Genomic DNA, 26,313 nt, shown 5'->3' on the forward strand with positions numbered 1-26,313 from the left:
CCACTTCGGTGGCGGGCCGCGCGGTCGTTCGCGGCGTGCGGACCGGCCCGCCCTCGTGGGATCGACGTGGCGGCAGGGGCCTCGGCTCCGCATGGTCCCGCCCGGGTCGGCGGACGGGCCGACCCGGGAGGGGTGGAGAGGTGGTGCTGGATCAGGAGGCGTAGGTCTCGAACTCGGCGATCTTCGGAGTGCCGGACGAGCTGGTGATCTTGAAGGTGATCTTCGTGGTCGAGGTGGCCGTGAAGGTCTTCACGCCGCCGCCGGTGCCCGACGCCAGGACCGCGCCGGTGGCGCCGTTGAGGATCTGGAAGTTGCCGATCGACGAGCCGGACGCCTCCCGAATGTTGATCTTCGAGACGGTGACCGCCGAACCCCACTTGATCGAGATGTCGCCGGTGGCGCCGCTCGGCGACCAGATGGTGGTCAGGCTGCCGTCGCGGACGTTGCCGTAGCTGGTGCCACTGGCCTTGCTGGAACCGTCCGCACCGGCCCCCGAGGCGAGGCTCAGGTTGGTACCGGTCGGCGTGCTGGGCGACGTCGACGGCGACACCGAGGTCGACGGGGACGCGCTGGCCGAAGCCGACGGCGACGTGGTCGGGCCGGTGGTGACCGAGCAGCTGCCGGTCGACACGGCCAGGCCCTTGCCCGCTCCGGCGGTCGCGGCGACCACCGACGGCACGCACGACGCGGCGTCCAGGGTGTACGAGTACGGGATGCTCACCGTCGTGGTCGACGCCATCGCGGGCCCGGCCGGGTTGTTCTCCGAACCGGCCGCCGACCAGGTCACGTTGTCCAGGATGTTGCCGGAGGTCTGCCAGTAGCCGGCCTCGGAGGTGTAGAAGGTGCCGAGAACGTCCTTGGAGTTCTGGAAGTAGTTGTTGTCCACCTTGGCCTTGGCGCCGGCCCGCGAGTTGATGCCGGATTCGTTCAGGCTGTAGTAGTGGTTGTTGTAGATGTGCGCGACCCCGCCCCGCAGCAACGGCGTACGAGAGTCGATGTTCTCGTATTTGTTGTGGTGGAACGTGATGTTGCTGTTGCCGGTGTCGGTCTCGCTGGAGCCGATCAGGCCACCCCGGCCGGAGTTGCGCAGGATCGCGTAGGACAGCGTCACGTACTCGACGTCGTCCTTCATGTCGAACAGCCCGTCGAAGCCCTCCGACTCGCCGCCGGACGCCTCGAGGGTGACGTGGTCGACCCAGATGTTGCGGACCGTGCTCTCCATGCCGATCGCGTCACCGCCGTTGGAGGTCGGCGACCCGGACTTCTTGACGTTCTTCACCGTCACGTTCTGGACGATGATGTTGCTGGAGTCCCGGATGTGGATGCCCAGCTGGTCGAACGTGGCGCCGGCGCCGACACCGATGATGGTGACGTTGCTGATCTCCTTCAGCTCGATCTTGTCGGCGGCGGTGTTGCAGCTGTCGCCGGACACCTTGGTGGTGTTGCCGTGGTTGATCGTGCCCTCGACCTGGATGATGATCGGCGTGTTGGCGGCCGCCCGGGTGCACAGCGCGTTGTGGATCTGGGTGCCGGTGGTCGCCTTGACGGTGACACCACCCGCGCCGCCGGTGGTCCCACCGTTCTGGGTGGCGAAACCGGTGACACCACCGGTGGCGGCCGAGGCCTCGTGCTGCGGCAGGCCCAGGGCGATCGCCCCGGCCAGCCCGGCCACACCGGCCACCGCGGAGAGTCGCAGAGCGACTGATCGTCTCATCTTCGATTCACCTGTTTTCTCAGCGCGCAGTCGGGACGCGCGCATGGGGGATGGCGCGGTGGCCGGTAAAGGGGATGACCACCGCTAGGTGCAGGAAAGCGCTTTCCTCCTGCCTGATTACGCAGAATAGAGCGACTGCGGTGAATGAGGCAAGCGCCGGGCGCCTAAGGTGCCGGGCATGCTCCGCAGAATCCTCACCGCGCTCACGGTCGCCGCGCTGGGCGCCGCGACCGGCGCCTGGCTCGCCTGGCGCTCGCCGGCCGACCTGCCCACCGACGAGCAGGCCCGGGCACTGGTCACGGCCGCGACGTCCGAGGTGCCGGCGGCGTTCGTGGAGCGCTTCGACGAGATCTTCGGTCACCCCTACCCCGAAGATCAGCTGCTGGGTGGCGACGAGTATCAGGCCGGGTTCGCGGTGGTCACGATCAACACCCCACCCGAGGGGTACGCCGCACTGGTCACCCGGTCGAGAAGAGGTCTCGAGTCGCTCGGCTGGCGAACGGCGGACGATCCGGCAGGTGACGGTGGTTTCGTGGCCCGGCGCGACGGTCTGAAGGTGACCACCTACGGCGCCCACGCCTGCACCCCGGACGATGTGGAATCCTGCGGCTCGCCACGGTCGTCCGGCCCGTACCCCGCGATCGCCTTCGCATTCGAACGCACCCGCCCACCGCTGGCCGTCGCGCTGACGGTGACCGGATGGCTGCTCGGTCTGGGCGCCGGATGGCTGCTGGCGATGCTCGCCCCGGACCGCCGCCTGTGGTGGCACGGCCTGACCCTGACCGCCCCCGCGACCATGATGGTGACCGCTTTCGCCCTGGTCCCCGGCGACGACCCGGTCTGGGAGGGCTACATGTACCTGCTGCTGCGCCCGCTCGCCGCAGCCGGCGCGGTGCTGCTGACGGTGGCCCTGGTGAAGGGCCGCCGCGCATGATCCGGGCGATCCTCGTCGCGCTGACGGTGGCCGCGCTGACCGTCTCGGCCGCCCGGTCGGGTTGGCTGTGGCTCGTCGACCTGCCCAGCGAGCAACAGGCCCGGGCCATCCTCGCCGCGGCCGTTCCTGATCAGCAGGCGCCGATCGTCGACCGGTTCGACCCGACGTTCGGCGCGGGCCACGTGACCGTCACGATCAACTATCCGGACGACGCGATGGAGTCCGACCTGGGCGACCGCGCCGAGCAGGGTTTCCGGCGGATGGGCTGGACCACGTCGGACGACGCCGACGGTGACCTCGTGGCGGCCGGTGCCGGCTTGTCGGTGCGCGTCTACCGCGCCGCCCTGTGCGGGCCGCGGGACCCGGGCGAGTGCGGAGCCGAGATCGTCAGCAGCACTCCGGAAGCGGCGCTGGCCTTCCGTTTCGAGGTGCATGTCCGGTGGGCGCCGCTGACGGTCGCGGGCCTGCTCGCCGGTCTGGCCGCGGGCTGGACGCTGCGCAAACGCGGCGATGCCCCAGCCGCAGGGGGATCGGCTGGGGCATCGCGGTCCTCGGGCGACTGACCGGAAATCGCACGCTCACCATTACCTTCGGCCCGTTCCCAGGCGGCGCGATCACCGATACGGTGCGCGATGGTGACCGTGCGGTTGCCGTGAGACGGTGGTGAGACGCCCCTGGATATTGGCGTACTGGTGAGTAACAATCACCCGGCGTATTGAACCGGCGGCCCTGGCTTGCCGTTTCCATGGTCAACATCTACCGAGGAGTCGACGGTGATCATCGGTGTACTGAGGGACCCGGATCCGGGTGAGCGTCGTGTGGCGGCCACTCCCGCCACCGTGGAGCAGTTGGCCAAACTGGGATATCAGGTAGTGGTGGAGCCCGGCGCCGGCGCCGAGGCCTCGTTCTCCGACGAGTCTTACGCCGAGGCCGGCGCGGCGATCGGCGACCCGCTGACCGCAGACGTCGTGTTCACCATCAACCCACCACTGCAGCGGCTCGACAAGCTGGCCGAGGGGACCACCCTGATCGGCATGCTCAACCCGCGCCTCGCACCCGACCTCGTCGAGGACCTCGCGCGGCGGCCGATCACGGCACTGTCGATGGACGCGGTGCCGCGCATCTCCCGGGCCCAGTCACTGGACGTGCTGTCCTCGATGGCCAACATCGCCGGCTACCGCGCGGTCGTCGAGGCGGCCCACGCCTTCGGCCGGTTCTTCACCGGACAGGTCACCGCCGCCGGCAAGGTACCCCCGGCCAAGGTGCTGGTCGCCGGCGCCGGTGTCGCCGGGCTCGCCGCCATCGGCGCGGCCGGCAGCCTCGGTGCCATCGTCCGGGCCACCGACCCCCGCCCCGAGGTCGCCGACCAGGTCCGCTCGCTGGGCGGCGAATACCTGTCGATCGAGGCCGCCGACGTCGAGGTCTCCGCCACCGGCTACGCCAAGGAGATGTCCGACGACTACAACGACCGGGCCGCGCGGCTCTACGCCGACCAGGCCCGCGAGGTCGACATCGTCATCACCACCGCACTGATCCCCGGCCGCCCCGCCCCGACACTGATCACCGCCGACATGGTCGCCACCATGAAGGCCGGCAGCGTGATCGTCGACATGGCCGCGGCCAACGGCGGCAACGTCGAGGGCACCGTGCCCGGCGAGGTGGTGGTCACCGCCAACGGCGTCACCATCATCGGCTACACCGACCTGCCCGGCCGGCTGCCCGCCCAGGCCAGCCAGCTCTACGGCACCAACCTGGTCAACCTGATGAAGCTGCTCACCCCGGGCAAGGACGGGCAGCTGGTCCTCGACTTCGACGACGTGGTGCAGCGGTCGATGACCGTGGTCCGCGACGGCGAGCTGACCTGGCCGCCGCCCGCGGTGTCGGTCTCGGCCGCACCCGCACCGGTGGCCGAGAAGCCGGTGGAGGTCGCCGCGAAGCCCGCCCGGAAGATCAACCCGCTGCTCACCGCCGGTGTCGGCGCGGCCGCGTTGTTCCTGCTGATCGCCGCCGCCCCGGCCGCGCTGCGCGGGCACCTGACGGTCTTCGCCCTGGCCATCGTGATCGGCTACTACGTGATCGGGCACGTGCACCACGCCCTGCACACCCCGCTGATGTCGGTCACCAACGCGATCTCCGGGATCATCGTCGTCGGCGCGCTGCTCCAGCTCGGCCACGGCGGACCGGTCGTCACCGGGCTCAGCTTCGTGGCGATCCTGCTGGCCGGCATCAACGTCTTCGGTGGCTTCGCGGTGACCCGCCGCATGCTCGCCATGTTCTCGAGGAGCTGACCATGACCATCGCCACCGCGGCGAGCGCCGCGTACATCGTCGCGGCCCTGCTCTTCATCCTGGCCCTGGCCGGGCTGTCCAAGCACGAGACCGCGAAGTCGGGCAACACCTTCGGGGTGGCCGGCATGGCGCTGGCCCTGATCGCGACGATCGGGCTGGCCGTCGACGGCGAGATCGGCGCGCTGAATCTCGCCCTGCTCGTGGTCGCCCTCGTCATCGGCGCCGCGATCGGGCTGCAGCGGGCCGCGAAGGTCGAGATGACCGGCATGCCGGAACTGATCGCCCTGCTGCACAGCTTCGTCGGCCTGGCCGCGGTGCTGGTCGGCTGGAACGGCTACCTGCACGCCGCGGACCCGGACGGCGCCGCGGCCCGCACCCTGGACGCCGACGGCATGCTGGGCATCCACCACGCCGAGGTGTTCATCGGCGTCTTCATCGGAGCGGTCACGTTCACCGGCTCGATCGTGGCGTACCTCAAACTCTCCGCGAAGATCAAGTCGAGCCCGCTGATGCTGCCCGGCAAGAACCTGCTCAACCTCGGCGCGCTGGCCGTCTTCGCCGTACTCACCACCTGGTTCGTGATCGACCCGCAGCTGTGGCTGCTGATCGTGGTCACGCTGCTGGCCCTGGCGCTCGGCTGGCACCTGGTCGCCTCGATCGGCGGCGGCGACATGCCGGTCGTGGTGTCGATGCTCAACAGCTACTCCGGCTGGGCCGCCGCGGCCGCCGGGTTCCTGCTGGAGAACGACCTGCTCATCGTCACCGGGGCACTGGTCGGCTCATCCGGTGCCTACCTGTCGTACATCATGTGCAAGGCGATGAACCGGTCGTTCATCTCGGTGATCGCCGGCGGCTTCGGCATCGAGGCCGGCCCCGCCCAGGACAAGGAGTACGGCGAACACCGCGAGATCAACGCCGAGGGCGTCGCCGAACTGCTGGCCGGCGCCGACACGGTGATCATCACCCCCGGGTACGGCATGGCCGTGGCCCAGGCGCAGTACGGCGTGGCCGAACTGACCCGCACCCTGCGCGACCGCGGCGTCGACGTCCGCTTCGGCATCCACCCGGTCGCCGGCCGGCTGCCCGGACACATGAACGTGCTGCTGGCCGAGGCGCGCGTGCCGTACGACATCGTGCTGGAGATGGACGAGATCAACGACGACTTCACCGGCACCTCGGTGGTCCTGGTGATCGGCGCCAACGACACCGTCAACCCGGCCGCCACCGAGGACCCGACCAGCCCGATCGCCGGGATGCCGGTGCTCAAGGTCTGGGAGGCCGACCAGGTGATCGTCTTCAAGCGTTCGATGGCCTCGGGTTACGCCGGAGTCCAGAACCCGCTGTTCTTCCGCGAGAACAGCGCCATGCTCTTCGGCGACGCCAAGGACCGCGTCGAGGACATCCTCAACGCCGTCCGCCATCTGACCACGGTCTGATCCCGGTGTCCTGTGCCGATGGGGGCCGGACGGCCTCCATCGGCATCGCGGCTGGCCCGGTCACGGCAGTCTCCAGAGCCGGATGGAGGTGTCGTAGCCGCCGGAGGCCAGCACTTCACCGCGAGGGTCCATCGCGATGCATCGCACCCCGCCGAGGTGGCCGACCAGGTCGGTCAGCAGATGACCGTCCGCGGCATTCCAGGTCTGTAGGCCCTCGCAATGATTCGTGACGATCGTGTGGCCATCGGGCGAGAAGAGAGTGTCGTCGTAGCTCGTGTTCGAGCACGGGAAAGCCAACCGGGTGAGAGGCCGACCGGTGAGTGCTTCGAAGAGGCGAGCGTCTCCCCCATCGTCGAATGACAGAATGCTACTTCCGTCCGGGCTGAACATCGGTGGCGGGTAGGCGGCGATGTCATTCAGTTCCTGGATGGGGCTACCTGGTCTGCTGTGGCGCAGCAGCACACGACTGTCGCCGTCGGTGGTCATGAGGACCTCGCTGGTTTTGTTGAACGTGACCGGGCCGATGCCGTAGGTGTGGATGATCGGCCGGTCCAACCAGCCTCCGCCTTGTCTCCACAACCTCACCGTCGTGCCGGCGCCGACAGCGAGCACCTCGTCGTCGGGCGAGTAGGTGATGGAGGAGACCTCGTCGGCCAGGATCGGCAGCTCCTCCACCAGGCTGCCGGACGCGGTCCTGCGAATGGTGACCCGGTTGTCCTCGGTGCCGGCGACCGCAACCTTCGTGTCGTCGCTCGAGAATTCCACCAGGGGACTTCCCTCCGGTCGAATCTCGCCGAGTGGAGTAGGCCGGCCGTCGGCGTGCCAGATCCGGAACCTGTCGGAATAATGCGCGACCGCGTAGTCACCTCGTGGACTGAAGGAGGCGTACCGAATGGATTCGGGATTCGGGAGCGACAGGATCTTTGTGCCGGTCTGCACATCCCAGAGGTAGGCGGCGGTGTCGCTCACGCTGATCAACGAGTGCCCGCCGTGGGCGAATGTGAGAGAGGTGACCCGGTGTTCGAGAGAAGACCTGTCGGAGTCCGGCGATGGCGCTGCCGGTGACAGCGGACGAAGCAGGCGGCCCGGCTCTCTGGTGGTCCACAGCATGATCGCGCCGGTGCTGTCGCCGCTGGCCAGCAGCGAACCGTCCTCGCTGAAGGCCAACACTTCGATCGGTGAATGATGGCCGGTCAGCACCGCCGTCGCGCCGTCGTGAGGCAGGGTTCTCTGGAGCACGGGTAGGGCGACCAGAACGATGACGACGGCGGCGAAAGCCGACCGGCGCACCAAGACCGAGCCGGTGGTGGTGGTTCGATGAGCGACCGGGCGCGTTCGATTGGCGAGATGTTCCTGAAGACGGACGTGTCGAAACTGGAAGCATCCACTCGAATAGCGAACCAGCTGGCGCTGCCGGGCATCGATGAGGAACCTGAACAATCGCCAGGGCAGGCGCCGCTGCATGGCGAGCATGAACCGCATCACCAGGAATTTCGTCCATGCTCGCGTGGAGAGCGACCAGGTGGCCACGATCAGCCCCGGGGTGACGATCAGCACGACCGCTTCCTCCGGCGAATGCCACGGATCCGCCTCACCGACGGTGGAGTGCACCAGGGAGCGCCAGTCGAACGAGGCGGGAACGCCGGGCCAGCCGGTGACGGCCCGCCCGGCCGCACCGCCGAGCACGAGTGCGCAAACGAGCAGCGGTGCGAACCCCACCGCGGAGATGAGACCGGCCAGGGCGGCGCCGGCCAGCGTCGAGCGCCGGTCCTGCCGCAGATATTGGGCGGGATCGGCCTGTGCCGCGTGGACGATCGGCGCATGGAGCCACCGCTGCGCGGCAGTCGCCAGGCCGAGTAAGGCCGCGACCGCCACGGCGACGGCCGCCGATCCGGTGAAGGAGATGACCGTGTCGAGATCCGGTCCGCCGATGACGAAGGGAATGGCGCCGCTGACGGCGAAGAGCGGGACCGCCGGCACGGCGATCAGTGCGGCACCGTTGACGAATCCGCTTCGCAGCCTGCCGGCGGATCCACGCAGCCGGAACGACAGCATTCCGGGTGTCGCCGTCGCCGTGGTGTACCAGATCAGCGTGGTGCCGATGGCGAAGATGACCCCGCAGAACGTGCCGTAGGCGACGGCGGCGTCGCTGATCTCCGAGGTGTCCTGCGGGCCGAGGTGCGCGGCCACGGCGTAGCAGGCGGCGGTGAAGATCATCATGAGCAGGCCGCCGGCCAGGCCGATGAGGGGCCCGGCCCAGGGGGAGAGCAGGCTTCGGCTCATCTCCCACCAGGCGAGTTCGCGTTTGCCGTGGGTGTGCAGGTACTGGGCGAGTTCGGTCAGGTAGCGGCGTGCCGGTGCGGCGATCCTGGCCTGATCGCGGTGCTCGAGAGCCGACTCGTCCGGGCCGGGCCGCGGCACGTATGCCGCGTCGACCAGCCGATCGAGCAGGTGGTCCTCGACGGCGTGCCGGGTCGCCACGGTGAGCAACTCGCACGGACGCCCACCGCCGCGCTCGTACACGGTCCGGGCCACTGAGATCATCAACGGTGTCGACAAAGCGGCGGCGAACGGCCCACCCGGATTCTGTGTCCAGGCCGCGAAGGCCGGGGTCCAGTCGGTGCCCCGTGGCCAGGCGACGCGCTGCAGGTAGGTGATCGCCTCCGCGACGGCGACCGGCTGGACGTTGATGACCGGCGCCTGGACCAGGTTCGCCGAGCCGCCGGCGATGACGTCGAGGTATTCGGCGGTCCGGCAGGTGAGCACGATCGCCTCGTCGCCGCCGAGGGCCTCGTTGATCGCCGCGACCGCGGATCGTCGGGCCGACTCGGGCATCTCGTCGAGCCCGTCGAGGACCGGGATGACGAGCCGTTCGTGCCGCAATGCAGCGGGGATCTCTCGCCGTCCGCCGTAGTACACCGTGCCGAGCGTCCGGTCGAGCCAGTCCGTCAGCTTCTCCGACAGCGGATCCCACGACGAGACGGTCAGCAGCACGGGTGTGGCCGCGCCGGGCCGACGGGCTTCGATCAGTCCCAGGACCAGCATGATCGCGAGAACCGTTTTGCCCGCCCCCGGTTCGCCGAGGATCAGCAGGCGCTGGTTGCCGGTGGCGAACACCGACGCGAGCTGACCGGCGAAGTCGTCGAATCGACCCTCGAACCGGTAGGTCCGTTCGTCGCCGTCGTAGCTCCAGCGCAGCGGCAGCACGCCGGGGGAGTCGAGCAGCCGGGTGGACGCCTCCGCTCGCCATTCCGCGCTGACGATGTCGGCGAGATCGTTCACCTGTTGTTCGGTGCTTCGCTCAGGCGCGGGTGTGCGGAAGAAGTGGGACCACACCGAGAGCCCGGCAGCGGTGAGGGAGACGGCTATCCCGGTCACCGCCAGGAGCGTGTCGCGTTGGGTCTTGTCGGTCATCGCCACGAATAGCGGTAAGGCGATCGCGACGACGCCGAGGACGACGGCCGCCGCGGCTCGAATCTTCCGCCCGCCGAGTAAGCGCCGAAGTGTCATAGCTGCCCCTGATGGTCTGGTCTCCTGTCCATTTTCACGGTCTGTGACCGATATTCGACCTAACGAGGTGTTCGTAATTCGATGGGGGAGATGTGGGGCCCGGGTCCCGGCATCCCGAGGCTCGCAGTCCCGCGATATTGCATACGGTATTCACGCCGCAGTATGGTGAATCCGCAGCCGAACGAGAGGCGGATCCTCGTGGTCAATTCGATGACGGATCGGGTGCGGGCGCTGGTCGCCGCGCACCGGGGTGATCGCGGCGCGCTGATGCCGATCCTGCATGCGATTCAGGCCGAGTTCGGCTACGTCGACGCGGGTGTCGTGCCGGTGCTGGCCGCCGAGCTCAACATCTCCCGCGCCGACGTGCACGGCGTGATCACCTTCTACACCGACTTCCGGTCCGAGCCGGCCGGCGCCACGGTCGTCAAACTCTGCCGCGCCGAGGCCTGCCAGTCGGTCGGCGCGGAGAAGCTGATCGCCCACGCCGAGCAGGTCCTCGGGATCAAGGTCGGCCAGACCACCCCGGACGGCGCGGTCACCCTGGAGCAGGTGTTCTGCCTGGGCAACTGCGCGCTCGGCCCGGCCGGCCAGATCAACGGACAGGTCCGCGGACGGCTCAGCCCGGCCCTTCTGCAGGAGTTGGTGCGCTGATGGTGACCACGATCTACGTGCCCCGCGACTCGGCCGCGCTGTCGCTCGGCGCCGATCAGGTCGCCGCCGAGCTCGAACTGGCAGCGGCAGCGGAAGGCCGCCCGGTCCGGATCGTCCGCAACGGCTCGCACGGCATGCTCTGGCTGGAACCACTGGTCGAGGTGGTCACCGACCGCGGCCGGATCGGGTACGGCCCGGTCGCCCCCGGCGACGTCGACGACCTCGTCGCCGCCGGACTACTCGACGGCGCCGACCACGAACTGTGCCAGGGCGTCGTCACCGACCTGCCGTGGATGCGCGACCAGACCCGGCTCTGTTTCGCCCGCGTCGGCGTCACCGACCCGCTCGCACCCGACGACTACCTCGCCCACGGCGGACTGGCCGGCCTGCGCCGCGCCCTGGAGACACCCCGGCCGACGTGATCGCCGAGGTCACCGCGTCCGGGCTGCGCGGCCGCGGCGGCGCCGGATTCCCGGCCGGCATCAAATGGCAGACCGTCGCCGACACGGTGAGCGCCCAGAAGTTCGTCTGCTGCAACGCCGACGAGGGCGACAGCGGCACGTTCGCCGACCGGATGCTGATGGAGGGTGACCCGTTCACCCTGATCGAAGGCATGACCATCGCCGCCTACGCGGTCGGCGCCACCGAGGGCTACCTCTACATCCGTTCCGAGTATCCCGACGCGATCCGCACCATGCGCGACGCCATCGCCGTGGCCCGTGAGCAGGGCTGGCTGGGCCACGACATCCTCGGCACCGGGCTGCGGTTCGACCTGTTCGTGCGCGAGGGCGCGGGCGCGTACATCTGCGGTGAGGAGACCGCGATGCTGGAGAGCCTGGAGGGCAGACGCGGCATGGTCCGCGCCAAACCCCCGATCCCGGCGATCACCGGCCTGTTCGGCATGCCGACCGTGGTCAACAACGTGCTCACCCTGGCGTCGGTCCCGGCGATCGTCGCCGGCGGCGCCGCCGCCTACCAGGCCCTCGGCGTCGAACGCTCCCGCGGCACCCAGGTCTTCCAACTGGCCGGCAACATCGCCCGCGGCGGCGTCTTCGAGACCGCCTTCGGCATGACACTGCACAACCTGATCAACGACTACGGCGGCGGTACGCGCAGCGGCCGCCCGATCCGCGCGGTGCAGGTCGGCGGCCCACTGGGGGCGTATCTGCCGGCCGACGGCCTCGACCTGCCGATGGAGTACGAGGCGTTCGCCGCCGCCGGTGCGATGCTCGGGCACGGCGGCATCGTGGTCTTCGACGACACCGTGGACATGGCCGCGATGGCCCGCTTCGCCATGGAGTTCTGCGCCGAGGAGTCCTGCGGCAAATGCACCCCCTGCCGGGTCGGCGCGGTCCGCGGCGTCGAAGTGATCGACAAGATCGTCGCCGGGCAGGACACCGACGACAACCTCGCCCTGCTCGGCGACCTCTGCGAGTTGATGACCGAAGGGTCGCTGTGCGCGATGGGCGGCCTGACCCCGATGCCGGTACGCAGCGCGCTACTGCACTTCGCCGACGACTTCGGCCCGAACGGAAGGCGCCCCTCATGAGCCTGCTGAAGGAACCCGACCTCGGCACCCCCGCCCGGCCCGGCCCGGCCACCGTGTCGATCGAGGTCGACGGGCTGCCGGTGACCGTGCCCGAGGGCACCTCGGTGATGCGGGCCGCCGCCCTCTGCGGCATCGACGTGCCGAAACTGTGCGCCACCGACAGCCTGGAGGCGTTCGGCTCGTGCCGGCTCTGCCTCGTCGAGATCGACGGCCGGCGCGGCACCCCGGCGTCCTGTACCACCCCGGTCACCGACGGCATGCGGGTCCGCACCCAGACCCCCAAGCTGGAGAAACTCCGGCAGGGCGTGATGGAGCTGTACATCTCCGACCACCCGCTGGACTGCCTGACCTGCTCGGCCAACGGCGACTGCGAGTTGCAGGACATGTCCGGCGCAGTCGGTCTGCGGCAGGTCCGCTACGGCTACGACGGCGCCAACCACCGCGACGAGAAGACCGACACCAGCAACCCGTACTTCGACTTCGAGGCGTCCAAATGCATCTCCTGCTCCCGCTGCGTCCGGGCCTGCGGTGAGGTGCAGGGCACGTTCGCGCTGACCATCGAGGGCCGCGGCTTCGAGTCGAAGGTGTCCGCCGGTGGCACCGACTTCATGAGTTCGGAATGCGTGTCGTGCGGCGCGTGTGTGCAGGCCTGCCCGACCGCGACGCTGCAGGAGAAGTCGGTGATCCAGCTCGGGATGCCGAGCCGCAGTGTGATCACCACCTGCGCGTACTGCGGGGTCGGCTGCTCGTTCAAGGCCGAACTGCGCGGCGCCGAACTGGTCCGGATGGTGCCCTACAAGGACGGCGGCGCCAACGAGGGCCACTCCTGCGTCAAGGGCCGGTTCGCGTTCGGCTACGCCACCCACCCGGACCGGGTCCTCACCCCGATGGTCCGTGCGAGGATCACCGACGAGTGGCAGCCGGTCGACTGGGACACCGCGATCGCGTTCACCGCCGCGAAGCTGCGCGACATCCAGACGCGGCACGGCGTCGCCGCGATCGGTGGGATCACCTCGTCGCGTACCACTAATGAAGAGGTCTATGTCGTTCAGAAGATGATCCGGGCCGCGTTCGGCAACAACAACGTCGACACCTGTGCCCGGGTCTGCCACTCACCGACCGGGTACGGCCTGAAACAGACCTTCGGCACGTCGGCCGGCACGCAGGACTTCCGGTCGGTCGCCGAGTCCGACGTGATCATGGTGATCGGCGCCAACCCGACCGACGGGCACCCGGTCTTCGCGTCCCGGATGAAACGCCGGCTGCGCGAGGGCGCCCAGCTGATCGTGATCGACCCGCGCCGCATCGACCTGGTCCGGTCGCCGCACATCGAGGCCCGACACCACCTGCAGCTCGCCCCCGGCACCAACGTGGCGATCGTCAACGCGCTGGCCCACGTGGTGCTGACCGAGGGACTCGTCGACCGGACGTTCGTCGACGAGCGCTGCGAGGACTTCGACGACTGGGCCGAGTTCATCGCGTGTGCGGAGAACAGTCCGGAAGCGGTCGAGGAACTCACCGGCGTACCTGCGGAAGAGGTGCGGGCGGCCGCGCGGCTGTTCGCCACCGGCGGCAACGGCGCGATCTACTACGGGCTCGGCGTCACCGAGCACAGCCAGGGCTCGACCATGGTGATGGGGATGGCCAACCTCGCGATGGCCACCGGCAACATCGGCCGTGAAGGCGTCGGCGTGAACCCGCTGCGCGGGCAGAACAACGTGCAGGGCTCCTGCGACATGGGTTCCTTCCCACACGAACTGCCCGGCTACCGGCACGTCTCCGACGACGTCGTGCGCGGCGTGTTCGAGAACATGTGGGGCAGCACCCTGCAGGCCGAACCCGGCCTGCGCATCCCCAACATGTTCGACGCCGCCATCGACGGCAGCTTCCGCGCCCTCTACGTGCAGGGCGAGGACATCGCCCAGTCCGACCCGAACATCAAACACGTGCACGCCGCGCTGGCCGCCCTGGAACTGGTCGTGGTCCAGGATCTGTTCCTCAACGAGACCGCGAAGTTCGCGCACGTGTTCCTGCCCGGCACCTCCTTTCTGGAGAAGGACGGCACGTTCACCAACGCCGAACGCCGGATCAACCGGGTCCGGCCGGTGATGGCCCCCAAGACCGGCAAACACGAGTGGCAGATCGTCGCCGAGATCGCCCAGGCCATGGGCTACCCGATGCACTACGACAGCTCCAGCCAGATCATGGACGAGATCGCCGCGCTCACCCCCACGTTCGCCGGGGTGTCCTTCGAGAAACTCGACAAGCTGGGCAGCGTGCAGTGGCCCTGCAACGACAACGCCCCCGAGGGCACCCCGATCATGCACAGGGACGGGTTCGTCCGCGGCCGGGGCCGGTTCGTGCAGACCCCGTTCGTACCGACCCGCGAACGCAGCACCCGCAAATACCCGCTGATCCTGACCACCGGGCGCATCCTCAGTCAGTACAACGTCGGCGCGCAGACCCGGCGGACCGCCAACGTGGCCTGGCACCCGGAGGACGTCCTGGAGATCCATCCGCACGACGCCGAGGTGCGCGGCATCCGCGACGGCGACGAGGTCATGCTGACCAGCCGGGTCGGCGCCACGTCGCTGCGCGCGGTCCTCGCCGACCGGATGCCGGTCGGTGTCGTCTACACCACCTTCCACCACCCGGTGACCGGCGCGAACGTCGTGACCACGGAGAACTCCGACTGGGCCACCAACTGCCCGGAGTACAAGGTGACCGCCGTCCAGGTCGGGCTGACGAGCCCGGCGATGGCGGGCTGACCGATGTCACCGCAGGTCCGGATGATCAACGACATCGCCGTCCAGTTCCGGCACCAGGGGCTGGACACGGCCGCGGCCGCCATCGCCGAACACGTCCGGGCGTTCTGGGACCCACGGATGCGCGCCGAACTCCTGCGCCGGGTCGACGCCGAGCCGGAGTCACTGGATCCGCTCGCCCTGGCCGCCGCCCTGCTGCTCACGTCACCTTAGGGAGACCACGTGCCCGCACATCACCTCCGCTACGCCGTGAACTGCTCGATCCTGTTCACCGACCGGCCCCTGCTGCAGCGGCCGGCGGCGGCGAAGGCGGCCGGATTCGACGCGGTCGAGTTCTGGTGGCCGTTCACCGCAGCGGTGCCGCCCGACCCGGACGTGCGGGCGTTCGTCGACGCCGTCAACGACGCCGACGTCCGGCTGATCGGGCTCAACTTCTTCGCCGGTGACATGCCCGGCGGCGACCGGGGCGTGCTGTCCTCACCGGCGCATTCGGCCGAGTTCCGCGACAACGTCGAACTGGTCGCGATGATCGGTGCCGCCACCGGCTGCCGGTCCTTCAACGCGCTGTACGGCAACCGGATCCCGTTCATCACCCGCGAACTGCAGGACGACACCGCGGTCGCGAACCTCGCCTTCGCCGCGAACACGGTGGCCCGGATCGGCGGCACGGTGCTGGTCGAACCGGTCAGCGGGCCGTTCCCCTACCTGCTGCGCACCGCCGCCGACGTCGTCGCGGTGCTGGACCGGGTCCGGACCGAACGCGGGGCACCGAACCTGGCCCTGCTCGCCGACCTCTACCACCTGACCGTCAACGGCGACGACCTGTCCAAGGTCCTGGCCGAACACCTCGACCGGATCGGGCACGTGCAGATCGCCGACGCACCCGGCCGACACGAACCCGGCACCGGCGACATCGACATCGACGGCCACCTGAGCCGCCTCGAACAGTCCGGCTACCGGGGCTGGGTCAGCCTGGAGTACGTCGCGACCGGGCCGTGTTTCGACTGGCTGCCCCGGGAACGCCGGGCCGCGACGAAAGGAACTTCGGCATGACGACGGTCGGTTTCATCGGACTCGGGATCATGGGCGGCCCGATGGCCGTCAACCTGGCCGAAGCCGGCTTCGACGTGGTCGGCTTCGACGTGGTCCCACCCCGCAACGACCTCTTGACCCGGGCCGGCGGCCGGATCGCGGGCAGCGTGGCCGAGGCGGTGCGGAAAGCCGACGTCGTCGTCACGATGGTCCGCGACTCGGCCGACGTCGAGACGGTCGCCCTCGGCGAGCAGGGCATCCTCGCCCACGCCCGGCCCGGGCTGCTCTACATCGACATGAGCAGCATCTCGCCCACCACGTCGCGCGACGTCGCCGCGGAGGCGGAACTCCTCGGGGTACGGGCACTGGACGCCCCGGTCAGCGGCGGGGAGTCGGGCGCGATCGAGGGCAGTCTGTCGATCATGGTCGGTGGTGACGCCGAGGACTTCCAGGCGGCCCTACCGGTCCTGGAGGTGGTCGGCGCGACCGTGGTACACGTCGGCCCACACGGTGCCGGCCAGACGGTGAAGGCCGCCAACCAGCTGATCGTGGCCGGCACCATCGAACTCGTCGCCGAGGCCATCGTCTTCCTCGAAGCCTACGAAGTGGACACCGACGCCGCGGTCCGGGTGCTGGCCGGTGGCCTGGCCGGCAACCGGATCCTGGACCGCAAGGCGGCCGGCATGCTGGCCCGTACCTTCGAACCGGGTTTCCGCATCGACCTGCACCACAAGGACATGGGCATCGTCACCACCGCCGCCCGCGACGCCGGAGTGGTCATCCCGCTGGGCTCGGCGGTGGCGCAGCTGATCGCCGCGCTGAAGGCACAGGGCGACGGCGGCCTCGACCACAGCGCCCTGTTGAAACTGGTCGAACAGCTCTCCGGCCGCTCCACGGTCCGCCCGGGGTCATAGCGGCGAACCGAGGACCTGGGCCGGCGGTCGGTCGGTCTCCGGCGCCGTGACACCGATCGGTGACGTGCCGGCGGGCAGCGGGAGCAGCTCGACCTCGCCGCCGGTCCAGCCCGGCGGCACCACCGCGAGCGCGTCCGCCCCGGCCGCGCCCCACAACGAACCCGGACGGTCGTGCCCGACGGGCCGGGCCGTCGCGCCGACCAGGGTCACCGGCACCAGGCGGGTGTGGTGGTCGTGCGGTGTCACCGGACCGGCCGGCACAGCGGTCGGCGACGGCTTCGACGGGCGGCCGGCCAGGCCCTCCAGCAACGGCGTGAGCAGGGTCGACGCGGCGACCAGAGCCGCGAACGGGTTACCGGGCAACCCGACCACGAAACGCCCGTCCGGCAGCACCGCGAACAACTGCGGATGCCCGGGCCGGCAGGCGACACCGTGAATCGGCACCCGCGCGGCCAGCCGGTCGAGTGCGCCACGCAGATGATCGGCGGCTCCGGCCGAGGTGGCCCCGCAGACCACCAGCACGTCGGCGTCGCGACGCAGCAGCGCGTCGACCATCGCGTCGCGATCGTCGGTCACCCGGGACTCCCACACCGGCTCGGCTCCGGCACCCCGGATCAGGCCGGGCAGCATCGGTCCGATCGCGTCACGCACCCGACCGGCCGCCGGGATCCCGCTCCGGCACAGCTCACCCCCGGTGACCACGATCCCGACCCGGGGACGGCGATGCACGGCCAGCGTGTCATGCCCGAGGCTGGCCGCCAGCCCGAGCACCACCGGACCGACCACCGTGCCGGCCGGGAGCACCTGCCGGCCGGCCGGACAGTCCTCACCCCGGCGGCGGATGTGTCGGCCCGGGCGGAACTCGCCGGTCAGCGCGACACCCGTCCGGGTGGACCGTTCATAGGGGAGCACGGCGTCGGCACCGGCCGGAACCACCGCACCGGTGCCGATCTCCATCGCGCTGCCGGCCGGCAGCGGCGGCGGCACCGGGTCACCGGCCAGCACCCGCCCGACGACCCGCCACGGCCCCGGACCGGCCACGGCATATCCGTCCATGGCGGCGGCGTCGTGGGCGGGCAGCGGCGAGAGCGCCACCAGCGGCACCGCGAGCGTGGCGCCGGTCGCTCTGTCGAGCGGCATCTCGACCGCCGGCAGCGGCACACCGGCCTCGCGGGCGAACCGCCGGGCCCGCTGCCAGTCGATGCCGGTCACCGGTCGAGCACCGGGCGGATCGGGTCCTTCGGCACGAACATCCCTGCTCCTCATCAGATGGCGAAGCGACGTCTCGAATCTGGACAGTTCCCCGTCCCCGGGTAGACAATGTGCATTCCACATACTGTATACGATGATCGGTCGGAGGTGCCAGATGACGGATCCCCACGACACCGCGGTGCGCGAGGTCAGAGACTTCTACGGCCGTCGCTACCGGATCGGGGAGAGCGACCGACTCCTGCTGGGACGGTCGCGATCCTGGATGGCCGGCCTGCCCTGGGCCGCGATGCTGGCGATCAGCCTGTTCCAGTACGGCTACGGTGCCGCCCTGCCCACCCTGGCCGCCGCCGACGGCTGGAGCGTGTGGCAGGCACTCGCCGTGCTCGGGCTGTGGGTGGTCGCGCAGGCGGCCGGTTCCCCGCTCGGCGGCTGGCTGTATCAGCGGGTGCGCCCGGCCGTGACGATGCTCGCGGGCGCCGTCTGCTGCCTGATCGCCCTGGCCACCCTGGCCCACAGCGGCGACCCGGCCGTCGTCCTGGTGGGCTACTCCCTGCTCGGCGGCCTCGGCGCCGGCCTGATCTACATGACCTGCATAGCCACCGTCACCGAGTGGTTCCCGGAGCGGCTGGCGTCGCGGGTGGCGATGGTCGGCGCCGCGTTCGGCTACGGCGCGATCCCGTTCGTCGTCGTCGCCGGCCTACTCCTGACCCCGGCGAACCGGACGGTCGTGCTCGACGCCACCGCGGTGCTCGTCTGCGCCGTGGTGGCGACCTGCGGACTGCTGATGCGCCGGCCGCCGCGCCACTGGTGGCCGCAACAGATCGACCCGCAGCGCTGGGCCCTCGACCGGCGCCTCAACCGCAGCGTCCCGCACAACCGGCCGGCGTCCCGCCCGTACCCGCCGATGGCCGCGATGCGCAGCGGCATGCTCCCGATGATGTTCGTGGTGGTGGTGCTCACCGCCGCGATGGCCCTGTTCGACATCGCCTACCTGGCCGGCACGGCGTACACCCGGGGGCTGCCTGCCGCCACCCTGGTCGCCGCGATGGCCGCGCTGGCCGCCTCGAACGGTCTCGGCCGTGCGGTGACCAGCTCGCTGGCCGACCGGATCGGCCGCCGTGCCACTCTCGGGCTGTCCCTGCTGGCCGGCGGGGTGGCCCAGTTCGGGCTGCTCGCGGCCGCACGCAACGACAACCACCCGGCCGCGCTGATCGGTTTCGCCGCGCTGGCCGGCGCCGGTGCCGGTGCGGGCTACTCGCTGCTGGTCAGCCTGGTCCGCGACTGGTTCGGCGACGACGCGACGGTGCCCAACTACGGCATCGTCTACAGCGGCAAGGCGATCGGCGGCCTGGCCGGGACCGTGCTCGCCGGCCTGGTGGTGACCACTCCGGACTCGGTCGTGCCGTTCGTGGTGGCCGGCTGCCTCGGTCTGCTCGGCGCGGTACTGACCCGCTGGATGCGCCAGCCCGGCCCGGCCCTGGTCCGCCTGCCGTCGGCCGTCCCCTGAAAAGTCGGCCGCTCCCTGGAAAGGTCCGGCCCTCCCCGGGAAGGGGTCGGCAGTTCCCTGGAAAGAGCTGGAAAGAGAAGGTGAGGAGATGGGACGAGTGACGACCCGTCGCCGGGTCACACGGATCGTCGACGGGACGGCCGCCGAACCGGTCGACACCCTGGCCGCCGAGGAACCGCTGGAGATCCGGGTCAACGGAAGATCCCTGGTGGTGACCATGCGTACCCCGGGCGACGACTTCGACCTGGCCGCCGGTTTCCTGGTCAGCGAGGGAGTGATCGACAGGGCCGGTCAGATCGCCGGGATCAGATACTGCCTGGGCGCCACCGCGGACGGTGTCAACACGTACAACGTGGTCGACGTGGCCCTCGCCGCCGGGGTGCGACCCCCCGATCCGTCGCTGGAACGCAACTTCTACACCACCTCGTCGTGCGGGCTCTGCGGCAAGGCCAGCCTGGACGCCGTCCGTACCGTCGCCTCCTGGTCGGTCCACGACGATCCGATCCGTCTCGACCCGGCGGTGATCGCCGCCCTGCCCGGCACGCTGCGCACCGCGCAGCGGGTCTTCGACCGCACCGGCGGCCTGCACGCCGCCGGTCTGTTCTCCGCCGATGGCCGGCTGCTCTGCCTGCGGGAGGACGTCGGCCGGCACAACGCCGTCGACAAGGCCGTCGGCTGGGCGCTGCGCGACGGTCGGCTGCCCCTTCGCGACACGATCCTGATGGTCAGCGGCCGGGCGTCGTTCGAGCTGGTGCAGAAGGCGGTGATGGCCGGGATCCCGGCCCTCGCCGCGGTCTCCGCACCGTCCTCGCTCGCCGCCGACCTGGCCGACGACGCCGGGCTCACCCTGATCGGATTCCTCCGCGGCACGTCGATGAACGTGTACACCGGCGCCCACCGCGTCCTGCGACACACCGGCCTGACGGAGACGCCGGCCTGACGGAGACGCCGGCCTGACGGAGACGCCGGCCTGACGGAGACGCCGGAGATGCGAGATCCGGGCGGAGGCGGCGGCCTCCGCCCGGACCGACGCTGCCGCCCGCGCGGCGCCCACGGGCCGGCCCGCCGGAGGGGTGGTCCGACCGGCCCGGCGCCGTGCGCGGACCGGTCAGCGTGCCGGTAACGTCTCGCGCATCAGAGCGGCCGCCTCCGACGGTGTCCGGCCGACCTTGACCCCGGCCGCCTCCAGGGCCTTCTGTTTGGCCGCCGCCGTGCCCGACGACCCGGAGACGATCGCGCCGGCGTGCCCCATGGTCTTGCCCTCGGGCGCGGTGAACCCGGCGATGTAGCCCACCACGGGTTTGCTGATGTGCTCGCGGATGTAGTCGGCGGCGCGTTCCTCGGCGTCCCCGCCGATCTCGCCGATCATCACGATCGCGTCGGTCTCCGGGTCGTCCTGGAACGCCTGCAGGCAGTCGATGTGGGTGGTGCCGACGATCGGGTCACCGCCGATGCCGACGCAGGTGGAGAAGCCGAGATCCCGCAATTCATACATCAGCTGGTACGTCAGCGTGCCGCTCTTGCTGACCAGGCCGATCCGCCCGCGGGTGGTGATGTCGGCCGGGATGATCCCGGCGTTGGAGAGTCCGGGGCTGATCAGTCCGGGACAGTTCGGCCCGATGATCCGGGTGGTGCCGGTGTCCCGGGCGTGCGCCCAGAACGCGGCGGTGTCGTGTACCGGGATGCCCTCGGTCAGCACCACGGCCAGGGCCAGCTCGGCGTCGATCGCCTCGATCACCGCGGCCTTGGCGAACCGCGGGGGCACGAAGACCACCGAGGTGTCGGCCCCGGTCGCGTCGACCGCCTCGGCGACGCTGCCGAAGACCGGGATCCCGTCGACGTCCTGACCGCCCTTGCCGGGCGTGACCCCGGCGACGACGTTGGTGCCGGCGGCGACCATCCGGCGGGTGTGCCGGGTGCCCTCGGCGCCGGTGATGCCCTGGACCAGCACCCGGCTCTTGTCGGTGAGAAAGATCGCCATGATGGTCACGCCCCTCTGCCGGCGAGTTCGGCCGCGAGCCGGGCCGCGCCGTCCATGGTGTCCGAGCTGATCACGCCGGGGAGTGCCGCCTCGGCGAGGATCCGGCGTCCCCGCGCCGCGTTGTTGCCGTCCAGCCGTACCACCACCGGTTTGGAGATCGTCCCGAGCAGGCCGATCGCCTGGACGATGCCGTCGGCGACGGCATCGCAGGCGGTGATCCCGCCGAACACGTTGACCAACACGCTGCGGACGTCCGGATCGCCCAGGATGATCTCCAGGCCATCCGCCATCACCTGGGCCGAGGCGCCTCCGCCGATGTCGAGGAAGTTCGCCGGCCGCACACCGCCGTACCGCTCGCCCGCGTAGGCGACCACGTCCAGAGTGCTCATCACCAGACCGGCGCCGTTGCCGATCACCCCGACCGAGCCGTCGAGCTTGACGTAGTTCAGGTGCTTCTCGGCGGCCCGGCCCTCCAGCGGATCGGTGGCCGTGACGTCGACGAACTGCGGGTGCCCGGTCCGGCGGAAGCGGGCGTTGTCGTCCAGGGTCACCTTGCCGTCCAGCGCGAGCACCGTGCCGTCGGCCAGCTTGGCCAGCGGATTGATCTCGACCAGGGTGGCGTCCTCGGCGCGGAACACGTTCCAGAGCCGGACCAGGACGGTGGCGACCAGGTCGCGGACGTCGTCGGGGAGCCCGGCGGCGGCGGCCAGCCGCAGCGCGTCCTCCCAGCCGAGCCCGGCGTCCGGGTTCACCTCGAACCGGGCCAGCGCGTCCGGATCCTCGGCCGCCACCTGTTCGATCTCGACGCCGCCCTGTCGTGAGGCGAGCGCCAGGAACGACCGGTGGGACCGGTCGAGCAGCAACGCCACGTAGTACTCCTCGACGATGTCGCTCGCCTCGGTGATCAGCACCTGGTGGACGGTGTGGCCCTTGATGTCCATGCCCAGGATCGCGGACGCGACCGTGCGGGCGTCGTCCGGGCCGTCGGCGAGCCGGACGCCGCCGGCCTTACCCCGGCCGCCGGTCTTGACCTGGGCCTTCACCACCACGCGCCCGCCGATGTCGGCGGCGGCCGCGTAGGCCTCGTCGGGTGTGGCGGCGACCCGGCTGCGGCTGACCGGTACGCCGTGCGTGGCGAAGAGCTCCTGTGCCTGATGTTCCAACAGATCCACCGGGCCTCCCTTCAGGAGGTGATCGGGACCGGATGTGAATGAGGTGCCGAGCGCGGAAAACGTTCCGCGACCCTCTAGACACCTGGCTGTTACATGCGCCACGATATTGCCTACCCCATACGGTATGCAATCCCTGAAGCTGGCAGCGGATCAGCACCCCCACCAGCGGTGGCGCACACAGGAGGTTCGCTCATGGGCAAGGCACTTGAGGGCGTTCGGGTCCTCGACATGACACATGTGCAGTCCGGTCCCTCGTCCACGCAGCTGCTCGCGTGGCTGGGCGCCGACGTCATCAAACTGGAGGCCCCGGGGCAGGGCGACATCACCCGCTCCCAGCTGCGGGACATCCCCGGAGTGGACAGCCTCTACTTCACGATGCTGAACGCCAACAAGCGCAGCATCACCCTCAACATGAAGCACCCGGAGGGCAAGGAGATCTTCACCAAGCTGGTGTCCGGCGTGGACATCCTGGTGGAGAATTTCGGGCCGGGCGTCGTCGAACGCTTCGGCTTCCCCTGGGAGCGACTGCAGGAGATCAACCCCGGGCTGGTGTACGCCTCCATCAAGGGCTTCGGACCGGGTCGATACGCCGACTTCAAGGCGTACGAGGTGATCGCCCAGGCGATGGGCGGGGCGATGAGCACCACCGGATTCGAGGACGGCCCGCCGACCGCGACCGGCGCCCAGATCGGTGACTCCGGCACCGGCATCCACCTGGTCGCCGGCATCCTGGCCGCGCTCTACCAGCGCACCCGCACCGGCCGCGGCCAGCGCGTCCAGGTCGCCATGCAGGACGCCGTGCTCAACCTGTGCCGGGTCAAGCTGCGCGACCAGCAGCGGCTCGCGCACGGGCCGCTGGGGGAGTACCCCAACGAGAACTTCGGCGACGCGGTGCCCCGCTCCGGTAACGCCTCCGGCGGCGGCCAGCCCGGCTGGGCGGTGCGCTGTGCTCCGGGCGGGCCCAACGACTACATCTACGTGATCATCCAGCCGGTCGGCTGGAAGCCGATCTGTGACCTGATCGGCCGACCCGAGCTGGCCGAGGACCCGGCCTGGAGCACCCCGCAGGCCCGCCTGCACAAACTCGACAAGGCGTTCGCGCTGATCGAGGAGTGGACCGAGCGGCACACCAAGCAGGAGGTCATGGAGCGGCTCAACGCCTGCAACGTCCCGTGTGGGCCGGTCCTGTCGACGGCCGAGCTGATCGAGGACGAGACCCTGGCCGCGTTGGGCTCGGTGGTCGAGGTCGACCACCCGGAGCGGGGCCCGTTCAAGACCGTCGGCAACCCGATCAAACTGTCCGATTCGACGGTCGAGATCGAGCGTTCGCCGCTGCTCGGCGAGCACACCGAGCAGGTCCTCGGCGAGCTCGGCTTCACCGAGCAGGGGATCGGCGACCTGCGGGCCGCCGGCGTCATCTGACTCACTAGTCACCAGGGAGACGACGACATGTCGAAATACGACCGTGAAGCCGTACGCCGGGTGCTCGACCGGGCCGACGCCGAGGGCCGCAACGCGCTGACCGCACCGGAGGGGCGGCTGGTGGTCGAGGCCTACGGGATCGCCACCCCCGGCGAGGGACTGGCTGGCAGCGCCGACGAGGCGGTGGCCCTGGCCGAGAAGATCGGCCTCCCGGTGGTCCTGAAGATCGTCTCACCGGACATCCTGCACAAGACCGAAGCCGGCGGAGTCCTGGTCGGGCTCGGCTCGGCGACCGAGGTGGCCGCCGGCTACGACACGATCATCGCCAACGCGCAGGCGTACGACGCCGACGCGAGGATCGTCGGGGTGCAGGTGCAGCAACAGCTCAGCACCGGCCACGAGGTGATCGTCGGCACCGTCACCGACCCGACATTCGGCAAGATCGTCGCCTTCGGACTCGGCGGCGTCCTGGTCGAGGTGCTCAAGGACGTGACCTTCCGGCTCGCCCCGGCCGACCACGCCACCGCGCTGTCGATGATCGACGGCATCGCCTCGGCCGAGATCCTGCGCGGGGTCCGGGGTGCCGAACCGGCGAACCGGGAGATCCTGTCCGACCTCATCGTCCGGCTCTCCGACCTGGTCACCGACTTCCCCGAGCTGGCCGAGGTCGACCTCAACCCGGTGCTGGCCACCGCGGCCGGCGCGACCGCGGTGGACGTCCGGATCCTGGTCGACCCGAAGGCCGCCGAGCGGCCGCAGCAGTTCACCGACGAGGAGATCCTGGCGAGCATGAACCGGATCATGCGGCCCGCCTCGATCGCCGTGATCGGAGCGTCCGCCGAGGCCGGCAAGATCGGCAACTCGGTGATGAAGAACCTGGTCAACGGCGGCTACCAGGGCGAGATCTACCCGATCAACCCGAAGGCCGCCGAGATCCTGGACCGCAAGGCGTACCCGAGCATCTCCGACGTGCCCGGCCCGGTCGACGTCGCGATCTTCGCGATCCCGGCCAGGTTCGTACCGGCCGCGCTGGAGGAGGTCGGTGCCAAGGGCGTGGCCGGCGCCATCATGATCCCCTCCGGTTTCGGCGAGATCGGCAACCACGAGTTGCAGGCCGAGGTCCTCGGGATCGCCCGCCGGCACGGCGTCCGCATCCTCGGACCGAACATCTACGGCTACTACTACACCCCGGCGAGCATGTCCGCGACGTTCTGCACCCCGTACGACGTCAAGGGCGGCGTGGCGCTCTCCTCGCAGAGCGGCGGCATCGGCATGGCCATCCTCGGCTTCAGCCGGTCCGCGCAGATGGGGGTGTCCGCGATCGTCGGCGTCGGCAACAAGGCCGACATCGACGAGGACGACCTGCTCACGTTCTTCGAGAGCGACCCCGATACCCGGCTCATCGCCATGCACCTGGAAGACCTCAAGGACGGCCGGTCGTTCGCCCGCGCCGCCAAACGGGTCTCGGCCACCAAACCGGTGCTCGTGCTCAAGGCCGGTCGCACCGACCAGGGCGCCAAGGCCGCCAGCTCGCACACCGGCGCGCTGGCCGGCAACGACAAGGTCTACGACGACATCCTGCGACAGAGCGGCGTGATCCGCGCGCCCGGTCTCAACGATCTGCTGGAGTACGCCCGCGGCATCCCGCTGCTGCCGACCCCGCAGGGCGAGAACGTCGTCATCATCACCGGCGCCGGCGGCTCCGGAGTCCTGCTCTCCGATGCGTGCGTGGACAATCAGCTCACGCTGATGGAGATCCCGGCCGACCTCGACGAGGCGTTCCGCAAGTTCATCCCGCCGTTCGGTGCCGCCGGCAACCCGATCGACATCACCGGCGGCGAACCGCCGTCGACCTACCGCAACACCATCGCGCTCGGCCTGTCCGACCCGCGCATCCACTCGCTGATCCTCGGCTATTGGCACACCATCGTCACACCGCCGATGGTCTTCGCCGAGCTGGTCGTCGACGTCGTCGAGGAGTTCCGGGCCAAGGGCATCGACAAACCCGTGGTCGCCTCCCTCGCCGGCGACGTCGAGGTCGAGGCGGCCAGCGAACACCTGTACCGGCACGGCATCGTGGCCTATCCGTACACCACGGAGAAGCCCGTCGCCGTGCTCGGCGCGAAATACCGGTGGGCACGCTCCGCCGGCCTGCTCGGCGGCCGATCGGACGACCGCTGAGCCGTGCACCGTTTCCTCTCACCCGGTAGTTGGAGGGGCCACTAG

Annotated in this window: 20 protein-coding genes; 15 read left to right on the top strand and 5 right to left on the bottom strand. The window is 70.1% G+C overall.

Annotation, left to right across the window (positions count from 1 at the left end):
• Positions 1-151: 151 nt before the first annotated feature.
• On the bottom strand, positions 152-1,714 hold the full coding sequence (locus Q0Z83_RS08705) for a pectate lyase family protein (protein ID WP_317793307.1): 1,563 nt from the start codon (positions 1,712-1,714) through the stop codon (positions 152-154).
• Positions 1,715-1,892: 178 nt separating this feature from the next.
• Here Q0Z83_RS08705 and Q0Z83_RS08710 point away from each other — a divergent pair, with 178 nt between their 5' ends.
• From Q0Z83_RS08710 to pntB, 4 genes are all read left to right on the top strand, one after another.
• Complete coding sequence (locus Q0Z83_RS08710) at positions 1,893-2,648, top strand: hypothetical protein (RefSeq protein ID WP_317793308.1); 756 nt, start codon at positions 1,893-1,895, stop codon at positions 2,646-2,648.
• Entirely contained in the window at positions 2,645-3,211 is a 567-nt protein-coding gene (locus Q0Z83_RS08715; protein ID WP_317793309.1) for a hypothetical protein, read from the top strand. The genes Q0Z83_RS08710 and Q0Z83_RS08715 overlap by 4 nt, the downstream gene beginning before the upstream one ends.
• Before the next feature lie 210 nt (positions 3,212-3,421).
• A complete protein-coding gene (locus tag Q0Z83_RS08720; protein ID WP_317793310.1) occupies positions 3,422-4,936 on the top strand; it encodes a Re/Si-specific NAD(P)(+) transhydrogenase subunit alpha in 1,515 nt (504 codons plus the stop codon).
• 2 nt (positions 4,937-4,938) lie between these two features.
• On the top strand, positions 4,939-6,372 hold the full coding sequence (pntB, locus tag Q0Z83_RS08725) for a Re/Si-specific NAD(P)(+) transhydrogenase subunit beta (RefSeq protein ID WP_317793311.1): 1,434 nt from the start codon (positions 4,939-4,941) through the stop codon (positions 6,370-6,372).
• Positions 6,373-6,432: 60 nt separating this feature from the next.
• Here the strand turns inward: pntB and Q0Z83_RS08730 are convergent, their stop codons facing one another.
• A complete protein-coding gene (locus tag Q0Z83_RS08730; RefSeq protein WP_317793312.1) occupies positions 6,433-9,882 on the bottom strand; it encodes an NACHT and WD40 repeat domain-containing protein in 3,450 nt (1,149 codons plus the stop codon).
• 210 nt (positions 9,883-10,092) lie between these two features.
• On the opposite strand from Q0Z83_RS08730, the gene Q0Z83_RS08735 reads away from it, so the two are divergent.
• The 7 genes from Q0Z83_RS08735 to Q0Z83_RS08765 are packed head-to-tail and all read left to right on the top strand — an operon-like array spanning position 10,093 to position 16,793.
• Positions 10,093-10,533: an NAD(P)H-dependent oxidoreductase subunit E gene (locus Q0Z83_RS08735; protein WP_317793313.1), complete on the top strand. Its 441-nt coding sequence runs from the start codon at positions 10,093-10,095 to the stop codon at positions 10,531-10,533.
• A complete protein-coding gene (locus tag Q0Z83_RS08740) occupies positions 10,533-10,955 on the top strand; it encodes a thioredoxin domain-containing protein (RefSeq protein ID WP_317793314.1) in 423 nt (140 codons plus the stop codon). Before Q0Z83_RS08735 ends, Q0Z83_RS08740 begins: the two co-directional genes overlap by 1 nt.
• A complete protein-coding gene (locus Q0Z83_RS08745; protein WP_317793315.1) occupies positions 10,952-12,082 on the top strand; it encodes a complex I 51 kDa subunit family protein in 1,131 nt (376 codons plus the stop codon). Before Q0Z83_RS08740 ends, Q0Z83_RS08745 begins: the two co-directional genes overlap by 4 nt.
• Positions 12,079-14,850, top strand: coding sequence for a formate dehydrogenase subunit alpha (gene fdhF, locus Q0Z83_RS08750; protein WP_317793316.1), 2,772 nt, complete (start codon positions 12,079-12,081; stop codon positions 14,848-14,850). The genes Q0Z83_RS08745 and fdhF overlap by 4 nt, the downstream gene beginning before the upstream one ends.
• A gap of 3 nt (positions 14,851-14,853) precedes the next feature.
• A complete protein-coding gene (locus tag Q0Z83_RS08755; RefSeq protein ID WP_317793317.1) occupies positions 14,854-15,060 on the top strand; it encodes a formate dehydrogenase subunit delta in 207 nt (68 codons plus the stop codon).
• Positions 15,061-15,069: 9 nt separating this feature from the next.
• Complete coding sequence (locus tag Q0Z83_RS08760) at positions 15,070-15,900, top strand: hydroxypyruvate isomerase family protein (protein WP_317793318.1); 831 nt, start codon at positions 15,070-15,072, stop codon at positions 15,898-15,900.
• The gene (locus tag Q0Z83_RS08765) at positions 15,897-16,793 is read left to right on the top strand and encodes a 2-hydroxy-3-oxopropionate reductase (RefSeq protein WP_317793319.1); all 897 of its coding nucleotides are present in this window, start codon (positions 15,897-15,899) and stop codon (positions 16,791-16,793) included. Before Q0Z83_RS08760 ends, Q0Z83_RS08765 begins: the two co-directional genes overlap by 4 nt.
• Here Q0Z83_RS08765 and Q0Z83_RS08770 read toward each other — a convergent pair.
• The gene (locus tag Q0Z83_RS08770) at positions 16,788-18,005 is read right to left on the bottom strand and encodes a molybdopterin molybdotransferase MoeA (protein ID WP_317793320.1); all 1,218 of its coding nucleotides are present in this window, start codon (positions 18,003-18,005) and stop codon (positions 16,788-16,790) included. The genes Q0Z83_RS08765 and Q0Z83_RS08770 overlap by 6 nt on opposite strands.
• Before the next feature lie 154 nt (positions 18,006-18,159).
• On the opposite strand from Q0Z83_RS08770, the gene Q0Z83_RS08775 reads away from it, so the two are divergent.
• Positions 18,160-19,512 carry an MFS transporter gene (locus Q0Z83_RS08775; RefSeq protein ID WP_317793321.1) on the top strand — a complete coding sequence of 451 codons (1,353 nt, stop codon included), beginning with the start codon at positions 18,160-18,162 and terminating at the stop codon, positions 19,510-19,512.
• Positions 19,513-19,600: 88 nt separating this feature from the next.
• Positions 19,601-20,452: a formate dehydrogenase accessory sulfurtransferase FdhD gene (fdhD, locus tag Q0Z83_RS08780; protein WP_317793322.1), complete on the top strand. Its 852-nt coding sequence runs from the start codon at positions 19,601-19,603 to the stop codon at positions 20,450-20,452.
• A gap of 168 nt (positions 20,453-20,620) precedes the next feature.
• On the opposite strand, the gene sucD is transcribed toward fdhD, so the two are convergent.
• Together sucD and sucC are read right to left on the bottom strand one after the other, a co-directional pair.
• The gene (gene sucD / locus Q0Z83_RS08785) at positions 20,621-21,493 is read right to left on the bottom strand and encodes a succinate--CoA ligase subunit alpha (protein ID WP_317793323.1); all 873 of its coding nucleotides are present in this window, start codon (positions 21,491-21,493) and stop codon (positions 20,621-20,623) included.
• A gap of 5 nt (positions 21,494-21,498) precedes the next feature.
• Complete coding sequence (gene sucC / locus Q0Z83_RS08790) at positions 21,499-22,665, bottom strand: ADP-forming succinate--CoA ligase subunit beta (protein ID WP_317793324.1); 1,167 nt, start codon at positions 22,663-22,665, stop codon at positions 21,499-21,501.
• A 192-nt stretch (positions 22,666-22,857) separates the two neighbouring features.
• On the opposite strand from sucC, the gene frc reads away from it, so the two are divergent.
• Both frc and Q0Z83_RS08800 read left to right on the top strand, forming a co-directional pair.
• Complete coding sequence (gene frc, locus Q0Z83_RS08795) at positions 22,858-24,087, top strand: formyl-CoA transferase (RefSeq protein ID WP_317793325.1); 1,230 nt, start codon at positions 22,858-22,860, stop codon at positions 24,085-24,087.
• 27 nt (positions 24,088-24,114) lie between these two features.
• Positions 24,115-26,268 (top strand): acetate--CoA ligase family protein, encoded by a 2,154-nt coding sequence (locus Q0Z83_RS08800; protein WP_317793326.1) that lies wholly within the window; start codon positions 24,115-24,117, stop codon positions 26,266-26,268.
• Positions 26,269-26,313: the final 45 nt, after the last annotated feature.

This window comes from Actinoplanes sichuanensis (genome assembly GCF_033097365.1).
In the GTDB taxonomy this organism is placed as follows: Bacteria; Actinomycetota; Actinomycetes; order Mycobacteriales; family Micromonosporaceae; genus Actinoplanes; species Actinoplanes sichuanensis.

Coding starts and splice junctions, on each gene's coding strand:
- Q0Z83_RS08800 (WP_317793326.1), top strand. CDS start 24,115: ATGTCGAAATACGACCGTGAAGCCGTACGCCGGGTGCTCGACCGGGCC.
- pntB (WP_317793311.1), top strand. CDS start 4,939: ATGACCATCGCCACCGCGGCGAGCGCCGCGTACATCGTCGCGGCCCTG.
- Q0Z83_RS08710 (WP_317793308.1), top strand. CDS start 1,893: ATGCTCCGCAGAATCCTCACCGCGCTCACGGTCGCCGCGCTGGGCGCC.
- fdhF (WP_317793316.1), top strand. CDS start 12,079: ATGAGCCTGCTGAAGGAACCCGACCTCGGCACCCCCGCCCGGCCCGGC.
- Q0Z83_RS08735 (WP_317793313.1), top strand. CDS start 10,093: ATGACGGATCGGGTGCGGGCGCTGGTCGCCGCGCACCGGGGTGATCGC.
- Q0Z83_RS08730 (WP_317793312.1), bottom strand. CDS start 9,882: ATGACACTTCGGCGCTTACTCGGCGGGCGGAAGATTCGAGCCGCGGCG.
- Q0Z83_RS08705 (WP_317793307.1), bottom strand. CDS start 1,714: ATGAGACGATCAGTCGCTCTGCGACTCTCCGCGGTGGCCGGTGTGGCC.
- Q0Z83_RS08765 (WP_317793319.1), top strand. CDS start 15,897: ATGACGACGGTCGGTTTCATCGGACTCGGGATCATGGGCGGCCCGATG.
- Q0Z83_RS08775 (WP_317793321.1), top strand. CDS start 18,160: ATGACGGATCCCCACGACACCGCGGTGCGCGAGGTCAGAGACTTCTAC.
- frc (WP_317793325.1), top strand. CDS start 22,858: ATGGGCAAGGCACTTGAGGGCGTTCGGGTCCTCGACATGACACATGTG.
- Q0Z83_RS08740 (WP_317793314.1), top strand. CDS start 10,533: ATGGTGACCACGATCTACGTGCCCCGCGACTCGGCCGCGCTGTCGCTC.
- fdhD (WP_317793322.1), top strand. CDS start 19,601: ATGGGACGAGTGACGACCCGTCGCCGGGTCACACGGATCGTCGACGGG.
- Q0Z83_RS08715 (WP_317793309.1), top strand. CDS start 2,645: ATGATCCGGGCGATCCTCGTCGCGCTGACGGTGGCCGCGCTGACCGTC.
- Q0Z83_RS08755 (WP_317793317.1), top strand. CDS start 14,854: ATGTCACCGCAGGTCCGGATGATCAACGACATCGCCGTCCAGTTCCGG.
- sucD (WP_317793323.1), bottom strand. CDS start 21,493: ATGGCGATCTTTCTCACCGACAAGAGCCGGGTGCTGGTCCAGGGCATC.